This window comes from Achromobacter pestifer (assembly GCF_013267355.1).
Classification (GTDB): Bacteria; Pseudomonadota; Gammaproteobacteria; order Burkholderiales; family Burkholderiaceae_B; genus Achromobacter; species Achromobacter pestifer_A.
Genome location: NZ_CP053985.1, coordinates 4,024,364 through 4,039,946, shown reverse-complemented (window position 1 = coordinate 4,039,946; position 15,583 = coordinate 4,024,364). Strand labels below are relative to the sequence as shown.

The window sequence follows — 15,583 nt, the reverse complement described above, 5'->3', positions numbered from 1 at the left end:
GCACTGGCGCGACAAATCCCAAAAAATGCGCCCGCCATATCCATCGGATATGGCGGGCGTCTTGCCTCAGGCCGCGAGGCTTATTCCGCCGCGAGTTCCTGCTTGGAGGCGTCCGAGCGGGTTTTCCACAGCGAGAACAGCACGCCGCCGGCGATCAGGCCGAAGGTCACCGACAGGGACACGGCGGCCGGCACCTTGCCGATGAAGCCGACCAGGAAGATCTTGGTGCCAATGAAGACCAGGACCAGGGCCAGCGCGTACTTCAGGTAGTGGAAACGGTGGATCATCGCGGCCAGCGCAAAGTACAGCGCACGCAAGCCCAGGATGGCGAAGATGTTGCTGGTGTAGACGATGAACGGGTCGGTGGTGATGGCGAAGATCGCCGGCACGGAGTCCACCGCGAACAACAGGTCCACGAACTCGATCAGCACCAGCGCCAACAGCAGCGGCGTGGCCCAGCGCACCTTCTTCGACGTGGCGGGATCGGTCTCCATCACCCAGAACGCGTTGCCGCGCAGCCCTTCCGTGACGCGCATGCGGCGCTTCAGGAACTTCAGGATCGGGTTGGACGCGATATCGGGCGTCTGGTCCGCGATCATCCACATCTTGATGCCGGTGAACACCAGGAAGGCGCCGAACAGATACAGCAGCCAGCCAAAGTTGCTGACCAGCGCCGCGCCCAGGCCTATCATGATGGCACGCAGCACGATCACGCCGAGGATGCCCCAGAACAGCACGCGATGCTGGTACTGGCGCGGAATCGCGAAGAAGCTGAAGATCAGCGCGATCACGAAGACGTTGTCCATCGACAATGACTTCTCGATCATGAAGCCCGTGTAATAGGCCATGCCGCTGGCGGCGCCCATCTGCCACCAGACCCAGGCGCCGAACAGCAGCGCCGCGCTGATGTAGCCGGCGGAAAGCAACAGGCTCTCGCGCACGCCGATCTCGCGGTCTTCCTTGTGCAGCACGCCCAGGTCAAAGGCCAGCAAGGCGACCACGATGCCGATGAATAGCAGCCAGCTCCAGGCCGGTGTGCCGAAGAAATCGGCGGAGAGAAAGGTGAGCAAGGTGTCCATGATGTTCCCGCTGTGTTCGAAGGGGCTCATGATCCGGATCTGGGGCTGATGTAAAAATCAGCCTGAAAGTGAGTTAAGGTTCGAAAAAACCGAAGTGATTCCTGCCATGCTCAATTACCGACACCTGTACTACTTCTGGATGGTCGCCAAGGAAGGCGGGTTTTCCCGCGCCGCCGAAAGGCTGGACATGGCCATCCAGACCATCAGCGCGCAAGTGCGCGAACTGGAAAAAAACCTGGGCCACCAGTTGCTCAAGCCGGCCGGCCGCGGCGTAGCGCTGACCGACGCGGGCGAAGCCGCCTTCGCCCGGGCCGAAGAGATCTTCCAGATCGGCCAGGTGCTGCCCCAGGAGGTGCGCGCCGCCGCCACCAAGCCTGTCATGCGCCTGGCCGTGGGGCTGTCCGACGGCATTTCCAAACTGGCCGCCCAGGCCCTGCTGGGCCCGGTACTGCACACGCCGGACCTGCGCCTGACCTGCCACGAGGGCGAGGTCGAGGAACTGCTGGGCGAACTCGCCCAGCATCACCTGGATCTGGTGCTGGCCGGCCAGGGCGCGCCGGCCAACCCCAACCTGCGCCTCACCAGCGACCGTCTGGTGTCCTCCCCCGTGGACTGGTACGGCCCCGCCAAGCTGGTCCGCAAGGCCGACACCCTGGACTTCCCGCGCTGCCTGGAGCGCCTGCCGGTGCTGCTGCCCACCGGCCATTCCGTGCTGCGCCAGACGCTGGACCGCTGGTTCGCCGAGCAAGGCATCTACCCCAACGTGGTGGGAGAATTCGAGGACAGCGCCCTGATGTCGGTGTTCGCGGCCCGCGGCCTGGGCGTGTTTCCGCTCAGCCGCCTGGGCGGCGGCGACATCGGCGTGCTGCGGGGCTTGCGTCCCCTGGCCCGCTGCGACGATGTGCACGAGGAAATCCACGCCATCCGCAACCGCCGGGGACAGCACCATCCGCTGGTCCAGATCGTGCTCGCCAAGGCAAAAACTTCGGTTTTTTCTTAATGTTTGTCACAACCACGCTGGTTTTTCAGAAATAAAATCCGCTTTATCGTGGACCCTCTTTTGAAACATCGGAGTACCACCTCAATGAAAAAGATCATCTGGCTCGCTTTCGCCGTGCTTGCAGCACTCTGGACCGGGCTGGTTGCGCTGACGCTGCAGCTGACCAACTGGGTCCTGTCGACCATCGCCACGACCCAGGTGCCCGGCACGGCGCTGGACACGTCGCAATGGGTCCCGCCCGCCTGGGCGGCGGCCTGGGTCGACCCCGCCTGGCTGCAGACGCTGCAAGGAGGCCTGGTCTGGGCCGCGCAGGGCCTGAACCAGATGCTGCCCTTCGCCGGCAGCCTCGGCACGCTGATCTCGGTGCTGGCCTGGATCTTCTGGGGCTTCATCATCGTCGGCCTGCTGGTGCTGGCGCTGATCCTCCACTGGCTAGCCGGCAAGCGCGAGCAAGCCGCGGCGCCCGGCCGCCAAGTGGTGTAATAGGGCAGGCAACGCGGCAACCCGGCGCGCTGCCCCTTACAAGAGGAGCGTGCCGTGCCCACCGTCCATTCCCCTGCCCCCAAGCTGTTCCTGGCGGCCCTGCTGGCCATGGCCGCCACGGCAGCGCAGGCGCATCCCGTGCGCGCCGCCTACGGCGTCGAAGTCTGCACGGTCACGGGCACTTCCGGGGAATACAGCGTGCGCGTGCGCAACAGCGGAACCGCGCCCCTGGCCCGCGCCGAAGTCCACGGCGTCAGCCTGGATTCCAGCGGCCAGGCGGCCGGTCCGCTCATCGTCAACCTGACCGACATCCCTCCCGGCAAGTACAAGACCGCGGTATTGGGACGCCCCGGCAATGGCGCCGCGCTGGTCAGCATCGCCACCTATGTCACCGCCAACGGCGCGGAAACGCATCAACAGGACCTGTTCGCCGGCAAGGTGGCGCACGTTTCGCCAGGCTCTGCCCTGCAATACACCCTGGCGCCGCTGGCCGTGCGCGGCTGGACGGTGGCCTATGGCACCAAGCAGGATCCCAAGCTGGAAGCCGGCAGCGCCGTGCTGCTGATCTACCCCGTCACCCCGGGCAAGAAACGGGATCCGACGCGGCCGGACGCGGGACGCACGCCTGCCGACGTCGTGCCGCTGGCGCCTTGCGGCGCAGCCAGGAGATCCTGAGCGTGCTCAGGTGCCGCTAAGCAGGTCGCGCTCGTTCAAGAGCGCATAGACGATCTCGGGCCGGTTGTCGAAGCCGCGGCGGATGGCGGCGGGAATTGCCGTGCGGGTCTTGCGGCACAGCCCGAGCTGATCCTCCAGCTGGATCGCGATGCCACGCGACGTGCGCACCTCGTTTTCGCTCGGCGTGATGTGGATCACGATGCCCAGCTGCGCATGGATGCGTCCCTGCATGGCGCGCAGGTCTTCCAGGCTGGTGATGTTCTCCAGCCGCGCCACCAGGCGCTTTTCCTCTTCCTTGGTCAGCCGCAGCACGCGCGCGTCCGCGGCCGGATTGGCCAACAGCCGGTCGCGGTCGCACACGCAGGCGCCCGGCGGGCATTCTTGGCGGATAGGGAACGGAAAATTCATGGCGGGCAGAGCGCTTCGCTGCAATCTTGCGTATCTTGGAATTCTACCCAGGATCCCCCGCCCGACGTCGGGCAGCAAGTCCTGGTTTCCCCGCAAGCCGCTGCGGCATAATGCCTCACCAAACCGACGGCGCGGAGGGCGCCCGCATGAGAGCATTCCTGCCCGTGGCGGCGCTGGCCGCCCTGTCCGCGTTGAGCCACCACGCCGCCGCACGCGATTACCCCTATGCGATCCAGCCCGGCCTGGCCGCGGTGGTGACCGTTACCGAACTGCCGCAGCAGCGCCTGAGCGCGCGCGTGGGCGACGGGTCCACTCAGGCAATCGCGGACATCGGCGACGACGAGGAAGTCGACCAGTTCCTGGATGTGGACGTGGACCATGACGGCTACCGCGACTTCGTCATCGGTCAGACCGGCGGGAGCACTCAAGCGATTTCGCGCATCTTCCTCTACCGCCCCAAGGACGGGCGCTACCAGGAGATCCCGCATCCCGATGCGGCGGCCAGCCCCTGCCGTGGCTTCGTCAATCCCGGGTTCGATGCGGCCCAACCCATCATCTCCGTGGCCTGTCGTTATAGCGCCGACACCTATGGCTTCGAGCAGTACCGGGTGTGCCCGGACGGCTCGGCGCGCGTCATTTCCTGGACGCGGCGCGAGGGCGAATCGGAGCGCAAGATTCCGCATCCCGGCGCCCAGGGCGGAAAATGCGCGGCGCGGCCTGGCCGTTGAACCCGTCCCTGCGTCGCGCATCCGCCGCCCGCCATGGCGCCGCAAGCACCACGGCCGCTATAGTTGCGCTTCCGCCTGCCAGGCTCTACGTCCGAGGACACCCCCGCCGTGCTGATCTTCCACAACCCTGTCCATGAAAAGCATGCTGGCCGACAGGAGATGTTCCGCGGCAAGCTGGTGCCCTGCCACGAAACCCCGGCGCGCCTGGAGTTCGTGCTGGAAGCGCTGCGCCAGCGCGGCATCGGAGAACTGCGCACCCCGTCGGCGGCCGACCTGGACCTGGTCAAGCGCGTGCACACCCCGCGCTACGTGGATTTCCTGGAAGCCGCCTGGCGCGACTGGGTGGCCCTGGATCCGTCCAACGCCGGACTGGACATCCTGCCTTCGGTCTGGCCCGTGCGCGGATTCCGCCACGACATCGAACCGACAAACTTCGCCGCGCGGGTCGGCCTGTTCTCGTTCGACAGCGGTTGCCCGCTGACTGCCGGCACCTGGGAAGCCGCCACTGCAGGCGCCGCCTGCGCCATCGACGCCGCGCGCGCGGTATCCGCGGCGGGCGGCCCTCGTGTCGCCATGGCGCTCACGCGCCCGCCCGGCCACCATGCGGGCGCCGACTTCTTCGGCGGGTACTGCTTTCTGAACAACGCGGCGCTGGCCGCGCAAGCGCTGCGCGACGCCGGCGCCGAGCGCGTCGCCATCGTCGACGTGGACTACCACCACGGCAACGGCACGCAGAGCATTTTCTACGAACGCGCCGACGTCCTGACCGTGTCGGTGCACGGCGACCCGACCACCGAGTACCCCTTCTACCTGGGCTACGCCGATGAGCGCGGCGCCGGCGCGGGCCTGGACGCCAACCTGAACCTGCCGCTGCCTGCCGGCACCGGCTTTGCGGCCTGGACGCAGGCGCTGGAACAAGGACTCGCCGCCGTGCGCGCTTTCAAGGCAGACGCGGTGGTGATCGCGCTGGGTGTCGACACCTACGAGGGCGATCCCATCTCCAAGTTCCAGCTCAAGAGCGCCGACTACCTGCGCCTGGGCCGGCTGCTGGCAGGCCTGGGCCTGCCGACGGTGTTCACGATGGAAGGCGGCTACGCCGTCGCGGACGTGGGCATCAACGTCGCCAACGTGCTGGAAGGCTACGCAGGCTGAGCGGTCACGCGCATCCGCTGCCACATCGCGTCCACCGCGGGGCGCGAATCGGCTCGGTCCTTGAACGCCAGGATGGACACCTCGATGTCCCATAGCCGGTTGGCCAGCGGCACCAGATCCGCGGACGCCAGCCGTTGCAGCGCGCTGTCGGCCAGCCAGGCGACGCCCAGTTCCTGGGCCGCCATGTCGCCCAGCACGTCCGACATCTCGGCCTCGAACACGCGTACGCCATGCAGCGGCGCGGCGGCCCCGTCAATCGCCGCGTCGATCAGACGCGCGAAGTAGACGTTGGCCGAGTACATCAACAGCGGCACGGGGCTCGCCGCCGTGCCGGGCAGGTCCAGCCCCGTGCGCTCGATCAGCGTGCGCGCCGCGTACGGCCTGATCAGCTCACGGCCTAGCGTCAGGCAGTCGTAGCGCGCGGGGTCCAACGGCAAAGGCTGGGCGACCTGATGGAAACAGATCAGGAAATCCGCGGCTCCCGAGGTAAAGGCCGTCACGGTGTCGTGGACGTTGCCCGTCTGCAGGCTGCAGCTGAGCAGCCTGCCCTCGCTCCAGGTCCGCCACCACTTCGGCAGGTGCGCGGTCGCCAGCGCATAGGACGTGGCCAGGCGCAGCTGGTTCTGCGCCGGCACCCCCGCGATGCCGGCGCGCGCTTCGGCCAGCTGGTTGATCAGTTCCATCGCCGCGCCGCGAAAGCGCTCGCCCGCCTCGGTGAGCTGGGTGGGAAACGCCGTGCGGTCGATCAGGCGCGCGCCCGCCCAGTTCTCCAGGCTCTGGATGCGGCGGCTGAACGCGGCCTGCGACAGATTGCGCGCCTCGGCGGCGCGCGTGAAATTGCGCACTTCCGACAGCGTGATGAAGTCCTGCAACCAGCGGGTATCCATAGTGCTCCTTGCGCCATGCGCCACGCGCATCGGCCATGCGCGCGGCGCATCGCCGCGCATGCTTAGTTCGCATTGGACGAGGTCCGCGCCCTGCCGGACACTGCGGCCATCGGTTCCGCATTGGAGCCCACACGCCACGGAGTGTAAACATGGATGAAACCCTGCGCGCCGCCGCCCGCGAATACCTCGTACGCTACGGCGGCGATACCTTCCCCAACCTGTTCACGTCCGCCAAGGGCGCCATCGTGCGCGACGACACCGGGCGCGAAATCCTGGATTTCACCTCGGGCCAGATGTGCGCCACCATCGGCCACAACCATCCGGCCATCGTGGAGGCCGTGCACAAGGCGGGCGAAACCGCCTTTCATTTCTTCAGCGGCATGATTCCGGAGGCCGTGGCCCAGTTGGCGGCCACCGTCGCGCGCGACTGGATGCCCGCCGGCCTGAGCAAATCGATCTTCGTCAACACCGGCTCGGAGAGCAACGAAATCGCCTTGCGCATGGCCAAGATGCACAAGAGCGGCTTCGAAATCCTGGCCATCGGCGGCTCATGGCACGGCGTCACCAGCGGCGCGGGCTCGGTGTCCTATGCCAGTGACCGCAAGGGTTACGGCGTGCCCCCAGCCGGCGTGTACGTCATGCCGGAGCCCAATGCCTACCGCCCCTACATCGCCGGCATGGACGCCGAGCAGTCCGCCCTGGCCTGCCTGGAAATCGGCCTGAAGATGTTCGACATGGCTTCCGCCGGCAGGCCGGCCGCCATCATCGTCGAGCCCGTCATCAGCGCGGGCGGCGTGCTGGTGCCGCCCAAGTCCTACATGCAAGCGCTGCGGCAGGCAGCCGACGCGCGCGGCATGCTGCTGATCTTCGACGAGGCGCAGACCGCGTTCGGCCGCATCGGCTACCGCAGCGGCTCCGAGTACTTCGGCATCACGCCCGACATCATGAGCGTATCCAAGACGCTGGGCGGCGGTCTGCCGCTGGCCGCCGCCATCACTACGCCCGCCATCGAGCAGGACGTGCACGAAAAGGGCTTCACCTTCTACACCAGCCACGTCTCCGACCCGCTGCCCGCCACCGTGGGCCTGGCCGTGCTGGATACCATCCAGCGCGAAGGCCTGATAGAACGCGCCCGCAGCCAGGGGGACTACCTGCGCCGCGGCCTGCTGGAGCTGCAGCAGCGCCATGAGGCCATCGGCGACGTGCGCGGCCTGGGACTGCTGCTGGGCGTGGAGCTGGTGCGCGACCGCGGCACCCGCGAACCCTTCCATCAGCTCGGCGCCCTGACCACGCAGCGCTGCTTCGAACTGGGCCTATCCATGAACATCCGCCGCCGCCCCGAACGCGGCTCGGTGTGGCGCATCGCACCGCCCTTGACCGTGAGCAACGCCGAGATCGACCGCGCCATTGCGATCCTGGATCAGGCCCTGACGGAGAGCCTCGACAAAATCGCCAAGCCGGCCGCGCGCGCCGCCTGAAGCCCCCTTTTCCGCAATCACCCGGCGCCGGCCCGCCCGGCGGGAGAACGACATGCACCGACGCACCTTCGCCCTTTGCGCCCTGGCGCTGGCCGCCGTATCCAGCCAGGCGCTCGCCGGCCCCACGCTCGACACGGTCCGCAAGCGGGGCTACCTGCAATGCGGCGTATCGACCGGCATACAGGGCTTCTCGGCCCCCGACAGCAAAGGCGCCTGGCATGGCCTGGACGTGGACATGTGCCGCGCCATCGCGACCACGGTGTTCAATGACGCGACGAAATACCGCCTGACGCCGCTCACGACGCAGGCTCGCTTCACCGCGCTGCAATCCGGCGAAGTCGACGTGCTGACCCGCAACGTTACGCCCACCATGGCGCGCGACACCACGCTCGGCCTGCTGAGCGTGGCGGTCAACTATTACGACAGCCAGGGCGTGATGGTGTCGAACAAACTGGGCGTCAAGAAGCTGCGCGAGCTGGACGGCGCCACGATCTGCGTGCAGCCTGGAACCGTGACCGAACTCGATCTGGCCGACTGGTTCCGTTCACAGTCGCTGCGCTTCAAGCCCGTGGTCATCGAGAAATACGACGAGATCGTGCGCGCCTTCTCGGCCGGGCGCTGCGACGCCTTCACCTCCGACAAATCGCAGCTGGCCGCCTCGCGCATGACGCTGGAAAATCCCGACAGCTATGTGATCCTGGACGAGAACATCTCCAAAAGCCCGCTCGGGCCCATGGTGCGCCAGGGCGACGACAACTGGATCAACATCGTGCGCTGGTCGCTGAACGCGATGCTGGAGGCCGAGGAATTCGGCATCACCTCGTCAAACGTCGACGCGCAGCTCAAGGCCAACAGCCCGAACGTGCAGCGCATCCTGGGCGTCACGCCCGGCATGGGGCGCAACATGGGCGTGGACGACAAATGGGCCTACAACATCGTCAAGCAAGTGGGCAATTACGGCGAAAGCTATGAACGCAACCTGGGCATGAGCAGCCCGATGAAATTGCCGCGTGCATTGAACGCGCAATGGCGCGATGGCGGCCTGATGTACGGCTGGCCGGTGCGTTAGCCCTGCCACTGCGCAACACAAAAAAAGGCCACGCCTGCGGGAATTCCGCGGGCGTGGCCTTTCTTCATCCATTCAATCCCGCGTTTCCAGCACCTTGTTGATGCGCAGCGCCAACAGCGTGCAAGCCGCCCCGGACAGCAGATAGATGCTGACCGCCACCAGCCCGAAGCGTGCCGACAGGCCCAGCGCGACCAGCGGCGCGAACGCGGCGCCGATCAGCCAGGCCATGTCGGAAGTCAGCGCCGCGCCCGTGTAGCGGAAGCGGCGCGTGAAGTTCGCGGTGACGGTGCCCGAAGCCTGGCCGTAGGACAGCCCAAGCAGCACGAAGCCCACCAGAATGAACGCGTCCTGCGCCTTCGGCCCTCCGCCCAGCAGCCAGGGCGTGAACAGCGCGAACACGGCAATCAGCATGGCCAACAGGCCCAAGGTGGTGCGCCGGCCGATGCGGTCGGCCAACCAGCCCGATGCAATGGTGCCCAGAATGCCCAGCACGGCGCCGATGATCTGCACGATCAGCACATCCTGGATCTGCTGGGTGGCGCTGACCGCGATCCAGGACAGCGGAAACACCGTGACCAGGTGGAACAAGGCATAGCTCGCCAGCGCGGCGAACGCGCCGATGAACAGGTTGTAGCCTTGCTCGCGCACCATCTTCGTGATGCTGATCGGTTCGAGTTCGCCTTCTTCCAGCAGCTGCGTGTATTCCTCGGTCACGACCAGCCGCAACCGCGCGAACAACGCCACCACGTTGATCGCGAACGCCACGAAGAAGGGATAGCGCCAGCCCCATTCCAGGAAATCGGCCTCGGTCAGCGTCACATGCAGGAACAGGAACAGCGCGCTGGCCACCATGAAGCCGACGGGCGCGCCCAATTGGCCCAGCATCGAATACCAGCCGCGGCGATTGGGCGGCGCATTCAAGGCCAGCAGCGAAGGCAGGCCGTCCCACGAACCGCCCAGCGCCAGGCCCTGCAGGCAACGGAACACCGCCAGCAGCGTGATCGCATGCGCGCCGATGACGTTGTAGCCAGGCAGGAAGGCCATGCCCACCGTGGCCGTTCCCAGCAGGAACAGGGCGATGGTGAGCTTGGTCGCTCGCCCCCAGCGCCGTTGCGCCGCCATCGACAGCGCGGTGCCGATGGGCCGCATGATGAACGCGAACGAGAAGATGACGAAGGACCAGAGGATGCCTTCCAGCCGCGGTTCGAAGGGGAAAAAGACCTGCGGAAACACCAGCACGCAGGCGATGCCGAAGACGAAGAAATCGAAGTACTCGGATGCGCGCCCCACCACCACGCCCACCGCGATTTCCCCTGGCGCCACCTTGGCGTGACTGCCGCCGCCGGCCGCGGGGGGGGAAGGAGCATGACCGGGATATTGCGTGGTGGTCGCCATGTGAATGCTCGCTGAAAGGAGGTTCGGAACAGCCTTGCCTGCGATCCTGAAACACCCGCGCGCGCCTGCAGCCCATATCGCGCAGAGCCGCTCCAATATTGGCATGCAGCCCTGGTCCGCGCGCGTCGCCCTGCACATTTTTGTTCTTTTTACCCTAGATTTTTCGCGGCTTCCAGCGTAGTGTTGCGTTTACTTCCCACGGTTACGTTTCGGGGTATGGTCATGCCGTCCTTCCCAAGGTTCCGCGGATTGGTCCTGGTTGCCGCTCTGCCATTGCTCGCCGGATGCAATGCGGTCCTGCTCTCGCCCTCGGGCGATGTCGCCCTGCAACAGCGCAACCTGATCATCATTTCAACCGGCTTGATGCTGCTGATCATCGTGCCGGTGATCTTCCTGACCTTCCTGTTCGCGTGGCGTTACCGGGCCAGCAACAAGGAAGCGCACTACGACCCCGAATGGAACCACTCCACCATGCTGGAGCTCCTGATCTGGGCGGCTCCGCTGCTGATCATCATTGCGCTGGGCGCGCTCACCTGGGTCAGCACTCATCAGCTTGATCCCTACCGTCCGCTCGCGCGCCTGTCCGAAGGCCGCGAAGTGCCGCCCGGCACCAAGCCGCTGGTGGTCGAGGTCGTGGCGCTGGACTGGAAGTGGCTGTTCATCTATCCCGAACAAGGCATCGCGGCGGTGAACGAAATGGCGGCGCCCGTGGACCGCCCCATCCAGTTCAGGATCACCTCGTCCACGGTGATGAATTCGTTCTTCGTGCCTGCTCTGGCGGGCCAAATCTACGCCATGCCCGGCATGCAGACCACGCTGCATGCGGTGATCAACCATCCTGGCGAATACGAAGGCATTTCCGCCAACTACAGCGGTTCGGGCTTTTCCGGCATGCGCTTCAAGTTCCACGGCGTGGACCAGCAGGGTTTCGACAAGTGGGTGGCGGGCGCGCGCGCCTCCAACGCCACGCTCAGCCGCGAAATCTACCTGAAGCTGGAACAGCCCAGCGAGCGCAATCCGGTGCAACTCTACGCCTCCAGCGCGCCCGGCCTGTTCGAGGCGATCGTCAACCGCTGCGTGGAACCCAACCGCATGTGCATGCGCGACGCGATGGCGATCGACGCGCAAGGCGGCATGGGCATACCCGGCGCGCTCAACGTCACGACCCTGGACGAGGATACGCGCGAGCGCCTGGGCCTGAGCGGCGCGCCACGAAAATATGTGGGCGCGATGTGCACGGCCACCGAAGGATTGGTCCTGTAGCGGATCGCTGGCGCACGGCGATCCGGATGATGCAGGGGCTACGTGAAATTGCGGTCTTTTTGCTGGAATCGAGATGCCTGATCAACCAGACCTCACCAAGCTGATCTTCGGTAAGTTGACCTGGGAAGCCATTCCCTACCATGAACCGATCCTGCTCTTCACTTTCATCGCGGTCGCCATAGGCGGCATCGCGGTGGTGGGCGCCATCACCTACTACGGCAAATGGGGCTATCTGTGGCGCGAGTGGTTCACCAGCATCGACCACAAGAAAATCGGCATCATGTACGTCATCCTGGGCATCGTGATGCTGCTGCGCGGCTTCGCCGACGCCATCATGATGCGCTTGCAGCAGGCGGTGGCGTTCGGCGATTCGACCGGCTACCTGCCGCCGCACCACTACGACCAGATCTTCACCGCGCACGGCGTGATCATGATCTTCTTCGTGGCCATGCCGCTGGTCACGGGCCTGATGAACTACATCGTGCCCTTGCAGATCGGCGCGCGCGACGTGGCATTTCCGTTCCTGAACAACTTCAGCTTCTGGATGACCACGGGCGGCGTGATCCTGGTCATGATGTCGCTGTTCGTGGGCGAGTTCGCGCGCACCGGCTGGCTGGCGTATCCACCTTTATCGGGGATCATGCAGAGTCCCGACGTGGGCGTCGATTACTACATATGGGCCTTGCAGATAGCGGGGGTGGGGACGCTGCTGTCCGGCGTCAACCTGCTGGTGACCATCGTCAAGATGCGCGCGCCGGGCATGACCATGATGCGCATGCCCATCTTCACCTGGACCGCGCTGTGCACCAACGTGCTGATCGTGGCCGCCTTCCCGGTGCTGACCGCGGTGCTGGCGCTGCTGTCCATGGACCGCTACGTGGGCACCAACTTCTTCACCGCGGACTTCGGCGGCAACGCCATGATGTACGTGAACCTGATCTGGATCTGGGGCCACCCCGAGGTCTACATCCTGATCCTGCCGGCCTTCGGCATCTTCTCCGAAGTGGTCTCCACCTTCTGCCGCAAGCGCCTCTTCGGCTATGCGTCCATGGTGTACGCCACGGTCGTGATCACGGTGCTGTCGTACCTGGTGTGGCTGCACCACTTCTTCACCATGGGGTCCGGGGCCAGCGTGAACTCGTTCTTCGGGATCACCACCATGATCATCTCGATCCCCACGGGCGCCAAGATCTTCAACTGGCTGTTCACCATGTACCACGGCCGCATCCGCTTCGAGGTCCCCATGCTGTGGACCCTGGGCTTCATGGTGACCTTCGTGATCGGTGGCATGACGGGCGTGCTGCTGGCCGTGCCGCCCGCCGACTTCGTCCTGCACAACAGCCTGTTCCTGATCGCGCACTTCCACAACGTGATCATCGGCGGCGTGCTCTTCGGGCTGATGGCCGGCATCACGTACTGGTTCCCCAAGGCCTTCGGCTACAAGCTCGATCCGTTCTGGGGCAAGTGCTCGTTCTGGTTCTGGCTGGTGGGCTTCTACGTCGCCTTCATGCCGCTGTACGTGCTGGGGCTGATGGGCGTGACGCGGCGCGTGAACCATTTCGAGGACATGTCCCTGCAGATCTGGTTCCAGGTGGCGGCCTTCGGCGCGCTGCTGATCGCCTGCGGCATCGCCAGCTTCCTGATCCAGCTGGTGGTCAGCTACCGCCGCCGCGAATCGCTGCGCGACGATACCGGCGACCCTTGGGACGCGCGCACCCTGGAATGGTCGACTTCGTCACCGCCGCCCAACTACAACTTCGCCTTCACGCCGCGCGTGCATGACCAGGACGCCTGGTGGCAGATGAAGCAGCATGGCTACCTGCGGCCGCAGCAGGGCTTCATCCCCATCCACATGCCCAAGAACACCTGGGCGGGCATCGTGCTGGCGGGTATCAGCGTGGTGATGGGTTTCGCGTTGATCTGGCATATGTGGCCGCTGGCCGTGCTGTCGTTCGCGGCGCTGATCCTGGTGTCCATCGTTCATACCTTCAACTACAAGCGCGACTACTACGTGCCGGCCGAAGAGGTCGTGCTCGCGGAAGACGCCCGTACTAGGTTGCTAGCGAAAAATGTCTGATACCCTGGCCCCCAATCCGCCCGGCGGCGCCGCGCCTCCCGCGCAGCCCATGTTCCACGTTCCGGGCGAACATCATCCCAAGAACGGCACCCTGCTGGGGTTCTGGGTCTATCTGATGAGCGACTGCCTCATCTTCGCCTGCCTGTTCGCCACCTATGGCGTGCTGGGCCGCAACTACGCGGCAGGCCCGTCCGGCGCCGACCTGTTCGACCTGCAGCTTGTGGCGGTGAATACCGCGCTGCTGCTGCTGTCGTCGATCACCTACGGTTTCGCCATGCTGGAAATGCGGCGCAACCGCGTCGGCGCCACCCAGCTGTGGCTGGCCGTGACCGGCATTCTGGGGCTGGGCTTCCTGTCGCTGGAACTGTACGAATTCTCGCACCTGATCCACCAAGGCGCCGGTCCGCAGCGCAGCGCCTTCCTGTCATCCTTCTTCACGCTGGTCGGCACCCACGGGTTGCACGTCACCTTCGGCATCGTGTGGCTGGTGACGATGATGATCCAGGTCCAGATGCACGGCTTGATCCCCGAAAACCGCCGCCGCCTGATGTGCCTGTCCATGTTCTGGCACTTCCTGGACCTGATCTGGGTGGGCGTCTTCACCTTCGTGTACCTGATGGGAGTGCTGCCATGACCGCGCACCTGGATCATCCGGCCGATCACGGCCACGGCGGCCATGACCACCACGACGACGATGACGGCGCCGCCCACGGCACCCTCAAGAGCTACATCACCGGCTTCGTGCTGGCGGCCATCCTGACCGCCATTCCGTTCTGGCTGGTCATGAACCGCGTATTTCCCGAATCCCGCACCACCGCCCTGATCATCCTGGCCTTCGCCGCCGTGCAGATCGTGGTCCACATCATCTACTTCCTGCACATGGACACCAAGTCCGAAAGCGGCTGGAACATGTTGGCGTTAATATTCACGTTGGTGCTGGTCGTAATCACGCTCAGCGGATCCATCTGGATCATGTATCACCTCGACTCCAATATGATGCCCATGTCCACTCACGACATGCGGAAAATGCCCTGATGGCCGCAGTAAACGACTCCACTACCCGCGACACCTCCTCCCGCAATCCGCGCAGCAAAATCACCCTGGTCATCCTCGGGGTGCTTGCTGTCGCCATCTTCGCGGGCCTCTGCGCCCTGGGCACCTGGCAGGTGCATCGGCTGGCCTGGAAACGCACCCTGATCGCGCAGGTCGAACAACGCGCCCATGCGGCGCCCACGCCGGCTCCGGCCCAGGCCGAATGGCCCGCGCTGACGTCCGACAACGCCGAATACCGCCGCGTCACGGCCACGGGCACCTACCTGTACGACCGCCAGACCCTGGTGCAGGCCGCGACCGAACTGGGCAGCGGCTACTGGGTCATGACCCCATTGCAGTTGCCTGAAGGTGGCACCGTGCTGGTCAACCGCGGCTTCGTGCTGCCCGAATGGCGCAAGAGCAAGTCCGCCATACAGTCTGCGCCCGAGCAAGCCAGCGTCACGGGCCTGCTGCGCATGGGCGAGCCCGGCCATGGATTCCTGCGCACCAACGATCCGGCGACCAACCTCTGGTACTCGCGCGACCTGCCCGCCATCGCCGCGGCGCGCGGCCTGACCGACGTGGCGCCCTACTTCATCGACGCCGATGGCACGGGCAAGGACGGCAGCGGGCGCACCGCGCCGGTCGGCGGCCTGACGGTGCTGAACTTCCCCAACAACCACCTGAGCTACGCCATCACCTGGTACGCCCTGGCGGCCATGGTGCTGGTCGGCGTATTCATCTTCATACGCGAGGAAAAGCGCTCGCGCCGCAAGGGCTGAGCCTGCCGGCCGCGGCCGGTGTCCTACAATGAGGGCTGGGAACAGCGCTGGGCATCATGCTCGCGTGCTGTTCCC

The 15,583-nt window shown here is 65.6% G+C and carries 16 protein-coding genes; 12 read left to right on the top strand and 4 right to left on the bottom strand.

The features are described from left to right. Nucleotides 1–80 precede the first annotated feature (80 nt). A complete protein-coding gene (locus tag FOC84_RS19290) occupies nt 81–1,079 on the bottom strand; it encodes a TerC family protein (protein ID WP_173150266.1) in 999 nt (332 codons plus the stop codon). Nucleotides 1,080–1,185: 106 nt separating this feature from the next. Here FOC84_RS19290 and FOC84_RS19285 point away from each other — a divergent pair, with 106 nt between their 5' ends. The 3 genes from FOC84_RS19285 (at nt 1,186) to FOC84_RS19275 (ending at nt 3,237) form a co-directional block, all read left to right on the top strand. After that, nucleotides 1,186–2,079 carry a LysR family transcriptional regulator gene (locus FOC84_RS19285; RefSeq protein ID WP_173145841.1) on the top strand — a complete coding sequence of 298 codons (894 nt, stop codon included), beginning with the start codon at nt 1,186–1,188 and terminating at the stop codon, nt 2,077–2,079. An 84-nt stretch (nt 2,080–2,163) separates the two neighbouring features. Beyond that, nucleotides 2,164–2,562 carry a hypothetical protein gene (locus FOC84_RS19280; protein WP_054451706.1) on the top strand — a complete coding sequence of 133 codons (399 nt, stop codon included), beginning with the start codon at nt 2,164–2,166 and terminating at the stop codon, nt 2,560–2,562. Nucleotides 2,563–2,616: 54 nt separating this feature from the next. Further along, the gene (locus FOC84_RS19275; protein ID WP_173145840.1) at nt 2,617–3,237 is read left to right on the top strand and encodes a hypothetical protein; all 621 of its coding nucleotides are present in this window, start codon (nt 2,617–2,619) and stop codon (nt 3,235–3,237) included. 6 nt (nt 3,238–3,243) lie between these two features. On the opposite strand, the gene FOC84_RS19270 is transcribed toward FOC84_RS19275, so the two are convergent. After that, nucleotides 3,244–3,645: a hypothetical protein gene (locus tag FOC84_RS19270; RefSeq protein WP_173145839.1), complete on the bottom strand. Its 402-nt coding sequence runs from the start codon at nt 3,643–3,645 to the stop codon at nt 3,244–3,246. Between the two features lie 146 nt (nt 3,646–3,791). Here FOC84_RS19270 and FOC84_RS19265 point away from each other — a divergent pair, with 146 nt between their 5' ends. Together FOC84_RS19265 and FOC84_RS19260 are read left to right on the top strand one after the other, a co-directional pair. After that, complete coding sequence (locus FOC84_RS19265; protein ID WP_173145838.1) at nt 3,792–4,373, top strand: XAC2610-related protein; 582 nt, start codon at nt 3,792–3,794, stop codon at nt 4,371–4,373. Between the two features lie 108 nt (nt 4,374–4,481). Then, nucleotides 4,482–5,525 carry a histone deacetylase family protein gene (locus FOC84_RS19260; RefSeq protein ID WP_173145837.1) on the top strand — a complete coding sequence of 348 codons (1,044 nt, stop codon included), beginning with the start codon at nt 4,482–4,484 and terminating at the stop codon, nt 5,523–5,525. Here the strand turns inward: FOC84_RS19260 and FOC84_RS19255 are convergent. After that, nucleotides 5,513–6,412, bottom strand: a complete 900-nt coding sequence (locus tag FOC84_RS19255; protein ID WP_173145836.1) for a LysR family transcriptional regulator — start codon at nt 6,410–6,412, stop codon at nt 5,513–5,515. The genes FOC84_RS19260 and FOC84_RS19255 overlap by 13 nt on opposite strands. 149 nt (nt 6,413–6,561) lie before the next feature. On the opposite strand from FOC84_RS19255, the gene FOC84_RS19250 reads away from it, so the two are divergent. Together FOC84_RS19250 and FOC84_RS19245 are read left to right on the top strand one after the other, a co-directional pair. Beyond that, a complete protein-coding gene (locus FOC84_RS19250; RefSeq protein ID WP_173145835.1) occupies nt 6,562–7,890 on the top strand; it encodes an aspartate aminotransferase family protein in 1,329 nt (442 codons plus the stop codon). A gap of 52 nt (nt 7,891–7,942) precedes the next feature. Next, nucleotides 7,943–8,959 carry an amino acid ABC transporter substrate-binding protein gene (locus FOC84_RS19245; protein WP_173145834.1) on the top strand — a complete coding sequence of 339 codons (1,017 nt, stop codon included), beginning with the start codon at nt 7,943–7,945 and terminating at the stop codon, nt 8,957–8,959. Nucleotides 8,960–9,031: 72 nt separating this feature from the next. Here the strand turns inward: FOC84_RS19245 and FOC84_RS19240 are convergent, their stop codons facing one another. Then, nucleotides 9,032–10,354, bottom strand: a complete 1,323-nt coding sequence (locus FOC84_RS19240; RefSeq protein WP_173145833.1) for an MFS transporter — start codon at nt 10,352–10,354, stop codon at nt 9,032–9,034. Between the two features lie 222 nt (nt 10,355–10,576). Here FOC84_RS19240 and cyoA point away from each other — a divergent pair, with 222 nt between their 5' ends. The 5 genes from cyoA to FOC84_RS19215 all read left to right on the top strand — a co-directional run bounded on the left by cyoA (nt 10,577) and on the right by FOC84_RS19215 (nt 15,508). Further along, nucleotides 10,577–11,617 carry a ubiquinol oxidase subunit II gene (cyoA, locus tag FOC84_RS19235; RefSeq protein ID WP_173145832.1) on the top strand — a complete coding sequence of 347 codons (1,041 nt, stop codon included), beginning with the start codon at nt 10,577–10,579 and terminating at the stop codon, nt 11,615–11,617. A 73-nt stretch (nt 11,618–11,690) separates the two neighbouring features. After that, nucleotides 11,691–13,694, top strand: a complete 2,004-nt coding sequence (cyoB, locus tag FOC84_RS19230) for a cytochrome o ubiquinol oxidase subunit I (protein WP_173145831.1) — start codon at nt 11,691–11,693, stop codon at nt 13,692–13,694. Then, nucleotides 13,687–14,328, top strand: a complete 642-nt coding sequence (gene cyoC, locus FOC84_RS19225; RefSeq protein ID WP_173145830.1) for a cytochrome o ubiquinol oxidase subunit III — start codon at nt 13,687–13,689, stop codon at nt 14,326–14,328. The genes cyoB and cyoC overlap by 8 nt, the downstream gene beginning before the upstream one ends. After that, entirely contained in the window at nt 14,325–14,729 is a 405-nt protein-coding gene (gene cyoD / locus FOC84_RS19220; protein ID WP_173145829.1) for a cytochrome o ubiquinol oxidase subunit IV, read from the top strand. The genes cyoC and cyoD overlap by 4 nt, the downstream gene beginning before the upstream one ends. Then, a complete protein-coding gene (locus FOC84_RS19215; protein WP_173145828.1) occupies nt 14,729–15,508 on the top strand; it encodes an SURF1 family protein in 780 nt (259 codons plus the stop codon). Before cyoD ends, FOC84_RS19215 begins: the two co-directional genes overlap by 1 nt. The last annotated feature ends 75 nt before the right edge of the window (nt 15,509–15,583 follow it).